Annotated in this window: 12 protein-coding genes; 10 read left to right on the forward strand and 2 right to left on the reverse strand. The window is 64.3% G+C overall.

The annotated features are described in order from the left end of the window. Positions 1-78: 78 nt before the first annotated feature. Both panB and panC read left to right on the forward strand, forming a co-directional pair. Positions 79-921, forward strand: a complete 843-nt coding sequence (gene panB, locus XW59_RS26075) for a 3-methyl-2-oxobutanoate hydroxymethyltransferase (RefSeq protein ID WP_047148337.1) — start codon at positions 79-81, stop codon at positions 919-921. Further along, positions 918-1,811 (forward strand): pantoate--beta-alanine ligase, encoded by an 894-nt coding sequence (gene panC / locus XW59_RS26080; RefSeq protein ID WP_047148338.1) that lies wholly within the window; start codon positions 918-920, stop codon positions 1,809-1,811. The genes panB and panC overlap by 4 nt, the downstream gene beginning before the upstream one ends. A gap of 133 nt (positions 1,812-1,944) precedes the next feature. On the opposite strand, the gene XW59_RS26085 is transcribed toward panC, so the two are convergent. Further along, entirely contained in the window at positions 1,945-2,682 is a 738-nt protein-coding gene (locus XW59_RS26085) for an IclR family transcriptional regulator (RefSeq protein ID WP_047148339.1), read from the reverse strand. A gap of 287 nt (positions 2,683-2,969) precedes the next feature. Here XW59_RS26085 and XW59_RS26090 point away from each other — a divergent pair, with 287 nt between their 5' ends. The 7 genes from XW59_RS26090 to XW59_RS26120 all read left to right on the forward strand — a co-directional run bounded on the left by XW59_RS26090 (position 2,970) and on the right by XW59_RS26120 (position 13,317). Then, complete coding sequence (locus XW59_RS26090) at positions 2,970-6,797, forward strand: hydantoinase B/oxoprolinase family protein (RefSeq protein ID WP_047148340.1); 3,828 nt, start codon at positions 2,970-2,972, stop codon at positions 6,795-6,797. Between the two features lie 82 nt (positions 6,798-6,879). Beyond that, on the forward strand, positions 6,880-8,436 hold the full coding sequence (locus XW59_RS26095; protein WP_047148341.1) for an ABC transporter substrate-binding protein: 1,557 nt from the start codon (positions 6,880-6,882) through the stop codon (positions 8,434-8,436). A 53-nt stretch (positions 8,437-8,489) separates the two neighbouring features. Then, on the forward strand, positions 8,490-9,497 hold the full coding sequence (locus XW59_RS26100) for an ABC transporter permease (RefSeq protein ID WP_047148342.1): 1,008 nt from the start codon (positions 8,490-8,492) through the stop codon (positions 9,495-9,497). Beyond that, on the forward strand, positions 9,494-10,393 hold the full coding sequence (locus XW59_RS26105; protein WP_047148343.1) for an ABC transporter permease: 900 nt from the start codon (positions 9,494-9,496) through the stop codon (positions 10,391-10,393). The genes XW59_RS26100 and XW59_RS26105 overlap by 4 nt, the downstream gene beginning before the upstream one ends. Before the next feature lie 8 nt (positions 10,394-10,401). Beyond that, a complete protein-coding gene (locus XW59_RS26110; RefSeq protein WP_047148344.1) occupies positions 10,402-11,289 on the forward strand; it encodes an ABC transporter ATP-binding protein in 888 nt (295 codons plus the stop codon). Further along, the gene (locus XW59_RS26115) at positions 11,286-12,125 is read left to right on the forward strand and encodes an ATP-binding cassette domain-containing protein (RefSeq protein ID WP_052958478.1); all 840 of its coding nucleotides are present in this window, start codon (positions 11,286-11,288) and stop codon (positions 12,123-12,125) included. Before XW59_RS26110 ends, XW59_RS26115 begins: the two co-directional genes overlap by 4 nt. A gap of 13 nt (positions 12,126-12,138) precedes the next feature. Beyond that, on the forward strand, positions 12,139-13,317 hold the full coding sequence (locus tag XW59_RS26120) for a M20 aminoacylase family protein (RefSeq protein ID WP_047148345.1): 1,179 nt from the start codon (positions 12,139-12,141) through the stop codon (positions 13,315-13,317). On the opposite strand, the gene XW59_RS26125 is transcribed toward XW59_RS26120, so the two are convergent. Further along, positions 13,269-13,661 (reverse strand): hypothetical protein, encoded by a 393-nt coding sequence (locus tag XW59_RS26125; RefSeq protein ID WP_136068473.1) that lies wholly within the window; start codon positions 13,659-13,661, stop codon positions 13,269-13,271. The two genes, XW59_RS26120 and XW59_RS26125, sit on opposite strands and share 49 nt — an antisense overlap. 370 nt (positions 13,662-14,031) lie before the next feature. Here XW59_RS26125 and XW59_RS26130 point away from each other — a divergent pair, with 370 nt between their 5' ends. Continuing rightward, entirely contained in the window at positions 14,032-15,507 is a 1,476-nt protein-coding gene (locus tag XW59_RS26130) for an amidohydrolase family protein (RefSeq protein WP_170990227.1), read from the forward strand. The last annotated feature ends 1 nt before the right edge of the window (position 15,508 follow it).

Below are 15,508 nucleotides of genomic sequence, written 5' to 3' on the forward strand. Positions count from 1 at the left end.
GATCGTTCAATTTCTCTCTTCGCAATTGCACAAATCTATGCGAAGTGCCCCTGCGTCTGACGTAAGGGAAGGGATATCATGAGCGTGACGGGTCGCAAGGAATTGATCACCCCGCCGGGTATCGTGGCTGCGAAGGGGAAGCTCCCCATCGTCTGCCTGACCGCCTACACCACGCCTGTCGCGACCCTTGTCGATCCTCATTGCGATCTCGTGCTGGTGGGCGACAGCGTCGGAATGGTCCTGCACGGAATGCCGTCCACGCTTGGCGTGACGCTCGACATGATGATCCTGCATGGTCAAGCGGTTCGGCGCGGCCTGAAGCAGGCGCTGATGGTTGTGGACATGCCGTTCGGCTCCTACGAGGAAAGTCCGGAACAGGCTTTCCGCAACGCTGCCCGCGTGATGGCGGAAACCGGTTGTGCCGCGGTCAAGCTCGAGGGTGGCGAAGTGATGGCGCCGACGATCCGCCATCTGACCGCGCGCGGGATTCCGATCATGGCGCATGTCGGCTTGACGCCGCAGGCGGTCAACGCATTTGGCGGCTATCGGGTTCAGGGCAAGGGAACCGACGCGGAGCGGGTAATCCGCGATGCGGCGGCGGTGGCGGAAGCCGGCGCCTTTTCCGTGGTTCTCGAAAAAGTTCCTGAAACGCTTGCACGGCGGATCACCGGGGAGGTGGCGATACCGACGATCGGCATTGGCGCGTCGCCCGCCTGCGACGGCCAGATACTCGTGGTGGACGACATGCTGGGCATGTTCGATGCGTTCCGTCCGAAATTCGTCAAACGCTATGCGGAACTGGCGCAACTTGCCGGGAGCGCGATCGAAACCTACGCGCGGGAGGTGCGGACGCGCCGGTTCCCCGGACCCGAGCATGTCTTCGCTGAAGCCCGACAGACCACGGAAGGAGGATCGTCATGAGCGTCCCGATCGTCAGCACGCTTGCCGAGCTGCGGGCCACGGTAGCGGCATGGCGAAGCCGGGGGCTTCGCATCGCGGTGGTGCCGACGATGGGTGCTCTGCACGAAGGGCATCTGAGTCTGGTTCGCGCCGCGCTCGCCGAGTGCGACCGGGTCGTCGTGACCTTGTTCGTCAATCCGAAACAGTTCAACAGCGCTGCCGATCTGGCCGCCTATCCGCGCACCGAGCGGGAGGATGCCGCCAAGCTCGCGCCGCTCGGCGCCCACATGCTCTACGTCCCCGGCGTGGACGAGATCTATCCCGAAGGTTTCGCTACGACAATATCGGTGAGCGGTGTCAGCGAAGGCCTGTGCGGCGCGCACCGTCCCGGCCATTTCGACGGTGTCGCGACGGTCGTGGCGAAGCTGTTTCTGCAGACCGGCGCCGATCTCGCCTTTTTCGGAGAGAAGGATTTCCAGCAGCTTCACGTGGTGCGAAGGCTCGTCCGCGATCTCGACATACCGATCGGCATCGTCGCCTGCCCGACGGTGCGCGAAAACGACGGCCTGGCAATGTCGTCTCGCAATGTCCGGCTCCTTGCCGTCGAGCGCCGCGCCGCGCCGCGATTGGCCGGGATCCTGTTCGAGACCGCGGAGCAGCTTTCGAAGGGCGCGCCTGTCGGGACCGCGCTCGCGCAGGCCGAAAGCGCCATCGTCGCGGCCGGATTCGAAGAAGTCGAGTATCTTGATCTGCGCGGCGAGGACGATCTTGCTCCGTTGACGACGGTCGATCGCCCGGCTCGCCTGCTGGTCGCGGCGATGCTGGGGGGAACGCGCCTCATCGACAATGTCAAGGTCTCGCCCTCGCAGGCCGCCATGAGTGACCCGACGAAGTTCAAAAAGGTGGCCTAGGAATCGGCGGTCGTCGGGGAATGGAGCGACTGCCCTGAGTTTTTCAGGCGGTCGAAACGCGGATATTTCGGCCGGTTGATTTTCGACCTTGGGTTGTGGGCGCGCCGTGGAACACGCTCGGCGCGGCCGCCGGCTAGCTCGAATGGCGCATCAGGTCCTTCTTCATCTCGTCGAGGAGTCCGCCGATTTTTTCCTTCAACTCCGGCGTTCCCAGGCTCGTCGGATAGGAGATCGCGACACCGATCACCTCGAGGCTGTCAGGGTCGCGGAATGCGATGCCTTGCGAGGACACGCCCTCATAGGCTTCGTCCGATGAGGAGGACCGGCCGGTTTCCCGGACGCGCGCGATTCGTTCGATCAGCTCGTCGACGGTCCGGGGCGCATTCCGGGATATGAACGGCAGTTCGTCCGGCACACGCTGGCGCCATTCATCTTCATTGAGCAGTGCCAGCATTGCGCGGCCGTTCGAGGTCGCATGCGGCCAAGCGCGGTAGCCCGGTGCCGTGGCGATGGCGATCGGACTCGATCCTCGCAACATGCGCAGCACCGCCATTTGCGGCCCGTCGAAGACGGTGATGTAGCCGGTATGTCCGCCGACGGTGCAGACATGCTGCAAATGCTCCTGCACCCGGTCGAGAAAGCTCTGTTGGGAGTGGCAGATCTGCCCCAGCTCGAAAAGACGGATGCCCGGCGTGTACAGCCTGCTCGCGGGATCGAACTGAAGGAGGCCGCTCTCGCGGAGCGTCTTCATCACGCGCGACATGGTGGCCTTTGGACGACCGACGCGCCGTGTCAGCTCGGCCTGGGTGAGCGACGGTTCCTCGAGCGAGAAACAACCCAAGATGGCGACGGCATCCTCAAGCGAGCTCATTGATCAACCTCTGCTGGTAATTTGCACCAGTATTGTTCCATTATTGGAACCTAATGTCAAATATGAAACTTATGCTGGACTCGCCCATTCGTGCCGCCTATAAGTGGGGCAACATTCTTCATGCTTAAAAAACAGGCGGACGGGCCTGCCCCGGTCGATTTCTCGACGTGGCGGAAGAGGTCTCCCCGCCGACCCGGGACGGCAGAATCCACGTGAAGAAGACAGGCTTCCGCCGGCGATGGCGGCATCCGTCGGGGCCAGGTCGGCCCCGCCTAATGGGGATATGAATGCAATCGAATTCCAAGAATTTCCGGGCCGGCATCGATATTGGCGGTACATTCACCGATTTCATCCTGTTCGACGAGGCTGCGGCCTCCATTCGCCTGCACAAATGCCTGACCACGCCGAGCGATCCGTCCAAGGGCGCGCTCGGCGGTCTTGCCGACCTGGTTTCCGCTGCCGGCATCGCGGTTTCGGAGCTTGGCGAGATCGTGCATGGGACGACGCTGGTGACCAACGCGGTCATCGAGCGCAAGGGAGCGCCGGTCGGCCTCATCACGACGGAAGGCTTTCGTGACGTGCTCGAGATCGGCTCGGAGCAGCGTTACGACATCTACGACCTCTTCCTGACTTTCCCCGATCCGCTGGTCAACCGCTCGCGGCGGCTCGAGATTTCCGAGCGCGTTGGCGCGGACGGCGGCGTCATCCGGCCACTGGACGAGGTTTCCGTCCTGCGCGCGGTGAGGAAGCTCGCTGCGGACAAGGTCGAGGCGATCGCTGTCTGCCTCATGCATTCCTACCGCAATCCCGCTCACGAGCGACGGGTGCGGGAAATCATCAAACAGCATTATCCGGACATCTCCGTCTCGATCTCGTCGGAAGTCGTGGCGGAAATCTCCGAATATCAGCGTTTCGTGACGACTTGCGCCAATGCTTACGTTCAGCCGTTGATGGATCGCTATCTGCGCCGGTTGGAGCACGAGCTCAGGGCGCGGGGCTTCACGGGCGCTCTGCGCTTGATGCATTCGGCGGGCGGCCTGGTCTCGTTGGAGGAGGCGCGCGAATTCCCGATCCGGCTCCTGGAGTCGGGGCCCGCGGGCGGCGCGCTCGCCACCGCATGGTTCGGCAAGGCCGCCGGCAAGGAAAACGTCATTGCCTTCGACATGGGCGGCACCACCGCCAAGGCCTGCATGATCGAGAACGGCATGGCGCACATCGCCTCCTATCTCGAAGCAGGCCGTGTACGCCGCTTCAAGAACGGCTCGGGCCTGCCGATCAAGTCGCCTGTGGTCGACATGATCGAGATCGGCGCGGGCGGCGGCTCCATCGCCTCGATCGACGAGGTCGGCTTGCTGCAGGTGGGACCGCATTCGGCCGGCGCTTCGCCGGGGCCGGCTTGCTACGGAGCTGGCGGCGACAAGCCGACCGTGACGGATGCGAGCGTCGCGCTCGGCTATTACGACCCGTCCTTTTTCCTCGGCGGCCGCATGACGCTCGATCTCGACGCCGCCGAAAAGGCGCTTAAGACGATCGCCGAGCCGCTCAAGGTTTCGACCGTTGAAGCCGCCTGGGGCATTCACCAGGTGGTCGGCGAGAACATGGCGAGCGCCGCGCGCATTCATCTCGTCGAGAAGGGCAAGGACCCGCGCGGCTATTCGATGATCGGCTTCGGCGGGGCTGGTCCCGCCTTCGCTGCGCGGGTGGCGCGCATCCTCGGTGTTTCCGAAATCATCATTCCGCAGGCAAGCGGCGCGGCATCCGCCTTCGGCTTCCTCACGGCGCCGCTCTCCTTCGATCTCGTGCGCTCGCAACCGGTCGAGCTTTCGCCCGAGCTCGATGCCGCGGCGCTCAATGCCGTCTATGGAGAACTGGCCGAGGAGGGCAAAGCCAAACTCGTTGCCGCGGGCACCGATCCCGGGGATGTCGTGCTCGAACGCACGGCCGATATGCGGCTCGTCGGCCAGCTTCATGAAATCAACGTGCCGATTCCGGCCGGCGAACTGAATGCGGAAGCCTACGGGGTGATCCGCAAAGCCTTCGAGGACGTTTATTCCGCGCGCTACACCCGCGTGCCTGCGGAAGCGGAACTGGAAATCCTGACTTTCCGCATCAGGGCGAGCGGTGCGACGCCGCAGCTCTCCATCAGGCAGGCGGACATGCCGCAGGGCGGAGAAGGTGCTCTCAAGGGCCACCGCAGGGCTTATTTCGGCGAGGGTTTCGTCGATGCCGCCATCTACGACCGCTACAAGCTGACGCCTGGCATGACGGTCGAGGGACCGGCAATCGTCGAGGAGCGCGAATCCACCACGGTGGTTCCGCCCGGTGACGTGCTGACCGTCGACGCCGCCGGCAATCTGCGCATCGCCATCGCGGTTGCGAGCAAGGGCATGGACGTGGTGACGCCGGAGATGAGCAAGTCCCAGGCGATCGAGAAGATCGAGTCCGATCCGATATCGCTCGAGATCATGTGGAGCCGCCTGGTCACCGTCTCGGAAGAGATGTGGCACACGGTCTGCCGTACCGCCTATTCGCTGATCATCTCGGAATCGCAGGATTTCGGCTGCTCGATCCTCGACGCGACCGGGGAGACGCTCGCGCATTCGAGCCGCGTGATGCCGGTCTTCAATCTCACCTTGCCGATGGTGGTCAAGGCGGCGCTTGCCCGCTATCCGGTCGAGACGCTGGAGCCGGGCGACGTGCTCGTCTGCAACGATCCGTGGCTCTGCGCCGGGCATCTCTTCGACATCGCCGTGATCACGCCGGTGTTCAACGGCGGCAAGGTCGTGGCCGTCATGGGCACGGTCGGCCATGTCGGCGACATCGGCGGCACGCGCAACGGCATGAAGGCGACCGAAGTCTACGAGGAAGGCCTGCAGATTCCGCCGATGAAGCTGGTCAAGGCCGGCGCGGAGAACGAGGATCTCTTCCGTCTGATGGCCGAGAACATCCGTGATTCCCAGCAGGTCCTGGGCGATGTCCGCTCGCTGATCGCGGCCAACGAGACGGGCGCTCGTCGCCTTTCCTCCTTCATGGAAGAGTACGGTCTTTCCGATCTGCAGGCTCTCGCCGAGGTGGTGCAGTCACGTTCTGAAAAGGCGATGCGCGAGGCGATCCGCGCGCTGCCGGACGGCGTCTACGCTTCCGAGATCACCTACAATCCGCTCGGCACGCCGATGAGCGTGCCCGTCAAGATCACCATCAGCGACGACGAGATCGAGCTCGACTTCGAAGGCGCCCCGCCGGAAGTCCCCCTCGGCGGCATCAACTGCACGCTGAGCTACACGACGGCGCATTCGACCTACCCGTTGAAATGCATGCTGACGCCGAACGTGCGGGGCAATGCCGGTTGCTATCGCCCCTTCACCGTCAAGGCTCCGAAAGGGTCGGTCCTCAACTGCAACAAGCCGGCGCCGGTCAGTCTGCGCACCCGCACCGGCTGGTACACGTCCCCGAACATCTTTCGCGCCATCGCCGGCGCCGCGCCCGACAAGGTGGTTGCCCACACCGGCCTGCCGAGCCTGATGACGGTCTACGGCAAAACGCCGGAAGGCAAGGTCTTCTACGACCATCTGCTGTCCGGCGGCGGCCAGGGCGGCAGCGCGGCAAAGGACGGCAAGTCCTCCGTGCTGTGGCCGACATCGGCTGCGACATCGTCGATCGAGCTTCTGGAAAGCCGGTCGCCGGTGGTCGTGCTCGAAAAGGGCTTCGTGAAGGATTCCGGCGGCGCGGGCGAATATCGCGGCGGCCTCGGCGCGCGTATCCGGCTTGCCAAGCGCCACGATGACGGCCTGCCGCTCACCGTGTTCGTGTCACCGGAAGGCGTGAACGCGCCGATCGCGGGCTTGTTCGGCGGTGGTACCGGCCTGCTTGCGCACGGCCATGTGCTCGACGGCGAGGATAAGGTCGTCGAGGACGTGGGCAGCGGCGGCCTCGTCGTCGTCGACCGCGCCGACCGCGTGGTGGAACTGCAGCTCGGCGGCGGCGCCGGCTACGGAGATCCGCTCAAGCGGTCCGTCGAGCGCGTCGAGGAGGATGTGCGCGAGGACTATGTCAGCGCGGAAACGGCAGAGAGCGTCTACCGCCTTGCCGCCCGCAAGAAGGAACTCGCGGCCTGAAGCCTTGAACTATCGCGGGCCGGTTACGAAGCCGGCCTGCCCGTCAAGAACCGGCGGTGCCGGCAACAAAAGGGGAATGGATATGCTGAAACTCAACAAGCGACAGTTTCTGATCGGAGCCGCCGGCCTGACCGCGGCGGCGGCCATGCCGTGGTCCGCCGGTGCGGCGGGAAGAAAGATCATGGTGTTCGCGAGCACCGTCGACATCCCGAATTTCGATCCGCATGTGGCTACGGGCTACGCGCCGCAATGGCTGTTCCGCAACACCTACGATGCGCTGGTGCGTGTCGTCGGCAACCCGCCCGAACCGGCGCCGGGCCTCGCCAAGAGCTGGTCGCACTCAGAGGACGGCCTCACCTATACGTTCGAGCTCGACGAAAACGCGAAGTTCCACGACGGCTCGCCGGTCACCGCGAAGGACGTCGAATACTCCTTCGCACGGCTCCTGCGCCTGCAAAAGGGACCGGCATGGATGGTCGAGGGCATTCTCGACGAAACCAGCGTGAAGGCGAGCGGTGAAATGACCGTCACCATGTCGCTGAAGAAGCCGTTTGCGCCGCTCCTTTCCGTGCTGCCCTGGATGTTCGTGGTCAACTCCACCCTGGTCGAGGAGAATCTCGGCAGCGACGATGGCCAGGGCTGGCTGCTCGCCAACGTCGCGGGCTCCGGCGCTTTCAAAATGGGTCGCGCCAGGCCCGGCGATCTCTATCAGCTGGTCCGCGTGGAGGACGACTGGCACAAGGGCGGCAACATCGAGGGCGCGATCTGGAAGATCGTCCGCGAGGCGGCGACCACCCGCATGATGCTCCAGCGCGGCGAGGTGCATTTCGCGCTCGACCTGTTCGCCGAGGACATGGACGCCATCAAGGACATTCCCGGCGTGGCGCGGATCATGGAGCCGGACTATCGCAGCTTCTCCATCAAGATGAACACGGCCAAGGGACCGCTGGCCGACAAGAACCTGCGCAAGGCGATATCCTACGCCTACAACTACCAGTCCATGCTCGACGCGGCCGGTCCGGCCGAGCTGATGAGCGGCCCGCTGCCGACGGGCATGTTCGGCCACGATCCCGATCTCGCGATCTACCGGCAGGACATGGCGAAGGCCAAGGAGTATCTGGCGCAGTCGGAGCACAAGGACGGGGGCTTCACGCTCACCATGATGCATGCCGCGGGATACGAGAACCAGCGGCGCTGGTGCATGATCATGCTGGAATCTCTCAAGGCCCTGAACATCGGCCTCGACATCCGCCCCATGGTCTGGCCGGACATCGTGGCCATGGCGAGATCGCCGGAAACGATGACCGACCTCTATTCGATCTTCCAGTCGGCCAATTACGCGGATCCGGACAACACCGCCTTCGCCGGCTACCATTCGTCGCGCAACGGCCAGTGGCAGAACCCGGTCTACAGCAATCCCGAGGTCGACAAGCTGATCGAGGACGCCCGCGCGGAGGGCGACCCCGCCAAGCGCGCCACCCTCTACAGGAAGTTCCAGGAAGTCGTCATCGACGACGCGCCGGACATTTTCGGCGTGCTGGAGCTGCGCAAGTTCGCCATGCGCGACAACGTGCAGGACTACGCCTTCTGCCCGGTGGCGGCGAACACGATGGAGGTCTGGCCGCTCTCGCTCGCCTGATGTCCTGTCGCGGGCGTGCTCGCCGCGCGCCCGCGGACAAGCTGGAGCCTGGAATGCTGTTGTTCGTATTGCGCCGGTTGGTGCTCGTCGTGCCGATCCTGATCGGCCTCACCTTGTTGCTTTTCGTCGTCGCGCGCCTGCTGCCCGGCGACCCCGTCGGCCTTGCCGCCGGTCCGAATGCCACGCCTGAGCTGATCGCCTCGCTCCGGCAGGAATTCGGCCTCGACCAGCCGTTGCCCATCCAATACTGGACCTATCTCACAGGCCTGGTCACCGGCGACTGGGGTATGTCCGTCTTCACCCGTCGCCCGGTCTTCGAGGACGTGCTGACCTATCTGCCCGCGACGCTGGAGCTGGTCTTCGCCGCGCTCATCATCGCGGTCGTCGTCGGCATCCCGCTCGGCCTGCTCACCGCCGTCTACCGCAACGGCGTTCTCGATTACGCGACCCGCACGCTGGCGCTCGGCGGCATCGCCATGCCGCGCTTCTTCCTCGGCCTGCTCCTGCAGCTCGCTTTCGCCGCCTGGCTCGACATTCTGCCGCTTTCCGGCCGTTACCCGTTGATCGAGATTCCGCCCGAGACGGTGACCGGATTCTACACGGTCGACGCCCTGATCGCGGGCGACTGGTACGCCCTGCGGATCGCGCTGGCGCATCTGGCGCTGCCAGCGATCGCCATGGCGCTGTCTCCGCTCGCCACCATCATGCGCATGATGCGCGCCTCCACGATCGAGGTCCTGCAGCAGGATTATGTGATGACCGAACGCGCGCTCGGCCTGTCGAACCGGCTGATCCTCTTCAAATACGTCCTGAAGAACGCCATGACCTCGACGCTGACGGTGATCGGCCTCTACGTCTCCTGGATGCTCGGCGGCACGGTGCTGGTCGAAACGGTGTTCGACTGGCCGGGTCTCGGCCTCTATGCGACGCAGGCGATCCTCACCCAGGATTTCATGCCCGTCATCGGCGTCACGCTGGTCATCGCCATCATCTATCTCTTCACCATGCTCGTCGTGGACGTGCTTTACGGCGTCTTCAATCCGAAGGTGCGATACGCATGACAACACCTGAGCCGCTCGCCATTCCTCGGCGCAACCAGTCCGCGAGGCTGGAGAACTGGAGCCGGGCCTTCTATCGCTTCCGCCAGAGCTGGCTGTCGATGGTCGGATTGGCAATCGTCGTCGCCCTCATCGTGCTGGCGCTGCTTGCTCCCTTCATCGTTCCGTATCCGGAGCATGTCGAGGGCGTGACGAACACGGCCGCCCGCTTCCAGCCGCCCTCGGCGAGCGCCTGGTTCGGCACCAACGCGCTCGGGCAGGACATGTTTTCCCTCGTGCTCGTCGGTTCGCAGGTCTCGCTCTTCTCGGGCCTCGCGGTCGTCTTCATCGCCGTCGTCGTCGGCACGGCGGTCGGCGCCATCGCCGGCTATTTCGGCGGCTGGATCGACGAGATCCTGATGCGCGTCACCGATCTCCTGCTCACCATTCCAAGCCTCATCCTGGCAATGGCGGTGGCCGCGGCCCTGGGCACCGGCGTGTTCAACATGATCATCGCCATCTCGCTGACCTGGTGGCCGGCCTATGCCCGCCTGGTGCGCGGCGAGGTGATCGGCAAGAAGGAGGAGCAGTTCATCGCCGCCGCCCACGCGCTCGGCGCCGGCTGGCCGCGAATCCTGTGCCGCCACATCCTGCCCAACATCGTCTCGCCGATCATCGTCAAGGCCTCGCTCGACATGGGCTTCGCCATCCTCACCGTCGCCTCGCTGGGCTTCGTCGGCATCGGCGTGAAGCCGCCGACGCCGGAATGGGGCACGCTGCTCTCCGGCGCCCGCAGCTACATGCCGGACTATTGGTGGACGGCGGTGGCGCCGGGAATGGCGATCTTCCTGGCCGTGCTCGCCTTCAACCTCCTCGGCGACGGGCTGCGCGACGTGCTCGACCCAAAAGCGCGGCGATAGGGGGAGAGATGGCGCTTCTCGACATCAGGAACCTCAATCTCGCCATGCGCAGCTATGAGGGCGAGACGCAGATATTGCACGGCATCGATCTCGTCATCGAGCGGGGCGAAATCTGGGGCATGGTCGGCGAGACGGGCTCGGGCAAATCCCTGACGGGACTTTCGATCTCCCGGCTCATCCCGACCCCGCCCGGCCGCTACCTCGCCGGCTCGATCGAATTCCAGGGCACGGACGTTCTGAAGGCCGCCGAACGTGACATGCGGCGCCTGCGCGGCAGGCATATCGGCACGATTTTCCAGGACCCCACGACCAATCTCAATCCGGTCTTCCGGATCGGCACGCAGATCGTGGACGTCGCGCTGCATGCCGGTCATGCCGACCCTACCGTGCTCGGCCTTTCGGCCGGTGCTTCGCGTCGCGAATTCAAGCGAGCCGCGCGAGAGAAGGCGATCGAGATGCTCGACAAGGTGGGCATACCGAAGGCAGCCGAGCGTATCGACGACTATCCCCACCAGTTTTCCGGCGGCATGCGCCAGCGCGTGCTGATCGCCATGGCGATGATCGGCAAGCCGGACCTCTTGATCGCCGACGAGCCGACGACGGCACTGGACGTCTCGGTGCAGGCGCAGATCCTGCGCCTGATCCACGACCTGGTCGCCGAGCGCAATATCGGCGTGCTGCTCATCACTCACAATCTCGGCGTGGTCGCCCAGATATGCACGCATGTGGCGGTCATGCATCGCGGCCGCATCCTCGAATCCGGCAAGGTCGGCGACGTCCTCAAGCGGCCCGCCCACGTTTACACCCAGGCGCTTCTGAATTCCGTGCCGACCGTCCACACCAAGCGCGGCGAGCTGCGCGGCCTCAGCGGCCTGACGCCGGAGAGCTTCGCATGAGCCTCGTCATCGAAAACGTGACAAAGACCTTTCCGGGGCAGCGACAGGGACTGTTCGGCCGTGGCGACAGCTTCACCGCGCTCGACGACGTCAGCCTGCGCGTGGCGAAGGGCGCGAGCTTCGGCCTCGTCGGTGAATCCGGCTCCGGCAAGACGACGCTGACCCGTTGCATCCTGCGGCTCGAAAGCCTGACCTCCGGCCGCATATTGTTCGACGGCGCCGACGTACACGCGTTGGCGTCCGCCGAAATGCGTCGGCTGCGCTCCCGGCTCCAGATCGTCTTCCAGGATCCCTATGCCTCGCTCGATCCGCGCATGACGATCCACGACATCGTCGCCGAGCCGCTGGTCATCCATCGAGACGTGGTGAAAATGACGGAGCGCCAGCGCACCGAGCGGGTGGCCGAGCTTTTGCTGCAGGTCGGGCTCGGCACGCAGCACCTCTTCCGCTATCCGCACGAGTTTTCCGGCGGCCAGCGCCAGCGCATCGGCATCGCCCGCGCGCTCGCGGTGCGTCCGGAATTCCTCATACTGGACGAGCCGACCTCCGCGCTCGACGTCTCGGTGCAGGCCGAGGTGCTGAATCTCCTCCATCGGCTGCAGGTCGAGCTCGGGCTGACCTATTTCTTCATCAGCCACGATCTCGGGGTCATCCGCTACATTTGCGACGATGTCGCGGTGATCTATCGCGGCAAGCTGGTCGAACAAGGCCCGGTGGCTGAGATATTCGACCGGCCGCAAAACGACTATACACGTATGCTGCTTAACGCGATGCCGGACCCCGATCCGGACCGCTCGCCGTTCCGCCGGCCGGCGGAGGCCGGGGTTGGAGCATGATACGGAGAACAGAATGACCCTTCACGAAGAACTGACGGCGATTGCCGAGGAAGCCAGGTCCTGGCGCCGCCAGATCCATCAGTATCCCGAGCTTCTCTTCGACCTTCCAAGGACCGCGAAACTGGTGGCGGAGAAGCTCGAGGAGTTCGGCTGCGATGAAGTCGCTACCGGAATCGCCAAGTCCGGCGTCGTCGGCGTCATCAGGGGGCGCCGGGGAGAAGGGCCGACGATCGCGCTGAGAGCCGACATGGACGCGCTGCCGATGTCGGAGCAGACGAACCTTCCCCACGCCTCCAAGGTGGCTAACATGATGCATGCCTGCGGGCATGACGGCCATACCGCCATGCTGCTCGGCACCGCGAAGCATCTCGCCGCCTCGCGCGATTTCGCGGGCACCGTCGTGCTGGTGTTCCAGCCGGCGGAGGAGGGCGGCGCCGGCGGACGGATGATGATCGAGGAAGGCTTGCTCGAACGCTTCGGGATCGACGAAGTCTTCGGCATGCACAACGAACCCGGCCTCGCCGTCGGTTCATTCGCCACCCGTCCCGGCGCGATCATGGCGGCGGGCGACCGTTTCGTCGTGACGCTGAGAGGGCGAGGCGGCCATGCGGCAGCTCCGCATCTGGCGCGGGATCCGGTTCTCGCCGGCGCGCATCTGGTCACCGCGATCCAATCCATCGCATCGCGTCATACCGATCCGTTCGATCCGGTGGTGGTTTCGGTCACCTATCTCGCCGGCGGCAGCGCGACCGCGCTCAACGTCATCCCCGCCGCTATCGAGATTGGCGGTACCATCCGCACCATCGCCACCGAAACCCGCAAGGCCGTGGAAGCGCGCTTTCGCGATATCGTGACGACGACCGCCAGGCTTTTCGAGGCTGAGGCGGAGATCGACTGGCGGCCGGGCTATCCGGTCACCTTCAACGACCCGGCGATGACCGGCGCGGCGATTGCCGCCGCGGCGTCGGTTGCCGGGGCCGAAAGGGTCGACGGGGATTATCCCTGCACGATGGGTTCGGAGGACTTCTCATACATGCTGCAAAAACGGCCCGGCGCGATCATCTGGCTCGGCAATGGCGATTCCGCCGGTCTTCATCACCCTGCTTACGACTTCAACGACGACGCCATCATCCACGGCATTGGCTACTGGGCGGCGCTGGTCGATGCACGCCTGAACGACCGAGACGGCTGAGCTCGGCTCTCAGGGCCGCCCGCTTCGCATTCCCGCCGCTCGATGGAATGGGTCATTGCATTGATCTTTCCCTTCGCGGCGAGCGCATCGGTTCTGCCGAGGCTTCTCAGATCCGGCGTCACACCGGCGAACACGGTGAGCGGTCGCCGTTCGCCGCGATCGGGCGGCAGGCGCGGATATTTTCTTCGAAGATCGTCACGCTGGCGCATCAGGTCGCGACACGGGACTTCGTCATAGACGAGCGACGACTGGACCTCCGCCTCCTCGGCTTGCGGAACGGTCTGGCATCCCGAAGCCACCAGGCCGATTGATATGATGGCCGATCTCCAGCATCCGACGGACATTCTCGCCTCCTTCGCGCAGCCATTGCCCCACGAAGCCACACTGGTTGCGTGGGCAGCCATCTTGATGCGCGTCGACTGTGACATTGCGATGGAATTGCGCCGTGGCCAGATCGGCTTTCCAGAATAGATGTGGATTGGCGGGTTGCCGGGAATCGTTATGCCTCATAGTCTTTCTGGCTCGAGCAAGGCGGATCTGCTCGACCATAAGAGGAGGCTAAATTAAATGGACCGAATTTCTAGTGTCGCAGGCCTAGTTCTTCTTGCTGCGGCTGCTTCAAGTTCTGCATTGGCGCAAGGAGAAACGGAAGCGGTCAAGGCGGATATTATCATCGAGAACGGGTTTGTCTTCGATGGCACGGGGGCGCCATGGATGAAGGCGGATGTGGCGATCGCGGGAGAGCGGATCCTGGCGGTAGGTGAGTTGGAGGAGATGGAGGCGGATAGGCGCCTCGACGCGACCGGCCTTTACGTCTCGCCCGGGTTCATCGATGCCCATACGCACGCGGGTGTCGGCCTGGCCACCGCCGAGCTCTCTCACGGAAAGCCGCTTCTGGCTCAAGGGCTCACCACTGTCATGGTGAACCCGGACGGGGGCGGGGAAGTTGATCTCGCCGCGCAGCGAAAAGCGTTTCTTACCAATGGTATCGGCCCGAATATTGGCATGATGGTTCCGCACGGATCGGCCCGCAAGGAGGTGATGGGGGAAGAGGACAGCCACGCATCCCCCGAGCAGCTTGAACGAATGAAGGATCTGGTTCGCGCCGGGATGGAAGAGGGAGCCTTTGGAATGTCGAGCGGGCTTTTCTATGCGCCCGGCTCGTTCGCCGACATTTCCGAGGTCGTCGAATTGGGAAAGGTGGTCGGGGAATATGGCGGCCTCTATACGAGTCACATTCGCGACGAAAGCGACTATACGATCGGCCTGATCGCCTCGGTGGACGAGGTGATCAAGGTTGCCAGGGAAGCCGAGATTCCGGGCATCGTCACGCATGTCAAGGCGCTTGGCCCGCGCGTGTGGGGGTATTCTCAGGCCGTGATCCAGCGCATCGAGCAGGCGCGCGCGGAGGGCGTGGAAATGTGGGCCGACCAATATCCCTATGACGCATCCGCCACGGGGCTTTCATCCGCTCTGGTCCCCCGTCCGGCGATGGCTGGCGGCACGAAGGCGATGCTCGAGCGTTTCGACGATGCGGACCAGATGGACGAGATGCGGCCGCAGATCGCCGAGAATCTCGAGCGGCGCGGCGGCGCCGACCGTATCCAGATCAGAACCTTCCCGCCTGATACCTCCCTCGAAGGAAAAAGGCTGAGCGAGATCGCGCAGGCGCGCGGACTGGATCCGATCGAAACCACGATCGGAATGCTGAAGGAGGCGGATGGGGACGTCGGCATCGTCTCCTACAACATGCTCGACAAGGACATCGCCAATCTCATGCGGCAGCCTTGGCGAATGACGGCCTCCGATGGCGATCTCGTGCCGATGGGCGAGGGGGTTCCGCACCCGCGCAGCTACGGCACGTTCCCGAGAATGCTCGCCAAATATGCGCGCGACGAGGAGGTGGTGCCGCTGTCGACGGCCATCCATTCGATGACCGGCCTGCCGGCGACGGTGCATAGAATGAAGGATCGCGGTTTCATACGCGAGGGCATGATCGCCGATATCGCGGTGTTCGACCTCGAGAACCTGCGGGAGGTGGCGACATTCACCGACCCTCATCAGCTTTCGGAAGGGATCAGGTTCCTCGCCGTGAACGGAGAGCTGGCGATCGACGATGGCGAATTCACCGATGTCCTGAGCGGCAGGGTCCTGCACAGGAATGGCGAGGACCGGCTGCGGACGCAGTGAC

Origin of the sequence: Aquamicrobium sp. LC103, assembly GCF_001014615.2 — a bacterium.
Lineage (GTDB): Bacteria > Pseudomonadota > Alphaproteobacteria > Rhizobiales > Rhizobiaceae > LBCQ02.

Coding starts and splice junctions, on each gene's coding strand:
- panB (WP_047148337.1), top strand. CDS start 79: ATGAGCGTGACGGGTCGCAAGGAATTGATCACCCCGCCGGGTATCGTG.
- panC (WP_047148338.1), top strand. CDS start 918: ATGAGCGTCCCGATCGTCAGCACGCTTGCCGAGCTGCGGGCCACGGTA.
- XW59_RS26085 (WP_047148339.1), bottom strand. CDS start 2,682: ATGAGCTCGCTTGAGGATGCCGTCGCCATCTTGGGTTGTTTCTCGCTC.
- XW59_RS26090 (WP_047148340.1), top strand. CDS start 2,970: ATGCAATCGAATTCCAAGAATTTCCGGGCCGGCATCGATATTGGCGGT.
- XW59_RS26095 (WP_047148341.1), top strand. CDS start 6,880: ATGCTGAAACTCAACAAGCGACAGTTTCTGATCGGAGCCGCCGGCCTG.
- XW59_RS26100 (WP_047148342.1), top strand. CDS start 8,490: ATGCTGTTGTTCGTATTGCGCCGGTTGGTGCTCGTCGTGCCGATCCTG.
- XW59_RS26105 (WP_047148343.1), top strand. CDS start 9,494: ATGACAACACCTGAGCCGCTCGCCATTCCTCGGCGCAACCAGTCCGCG.
- XW59_RS26110 (WP_047148344.1), top strand. CDS start 10,402: ATGGCGCTTCTCGACATCAGGAACCTCAATCTCGCCATGCGCAGCTAT.
- XW59_RS26115 (WP_052958478.1), top strand. CDS start 11,286: ATGAGCCTCGTCATCGAAAACGTGACAAAGACCTTTCCGGGGCAGCGA.
- XW59_RS26120 (WP_047148345.1), top strand. CDS start 12,139: ATGACCCTTCACGAAGAACTGACGGCGATTGCCGAGGAAGCCAGGTCC.
- XW59_RS26125 (WP_136068473.1), bottom strand. CDS start 13,661: ATGTCCGTCGGATGCTGGAGATCGGCCATCATATCAATCGGCCTGGTG.
- XW59_RS26130 (WP_170990227.1), top strand. CDS start 14,032: ATGAAGGCGGATGTGGCGATCGCGGGAGAGCGGATCCTGGCGGTAGGT.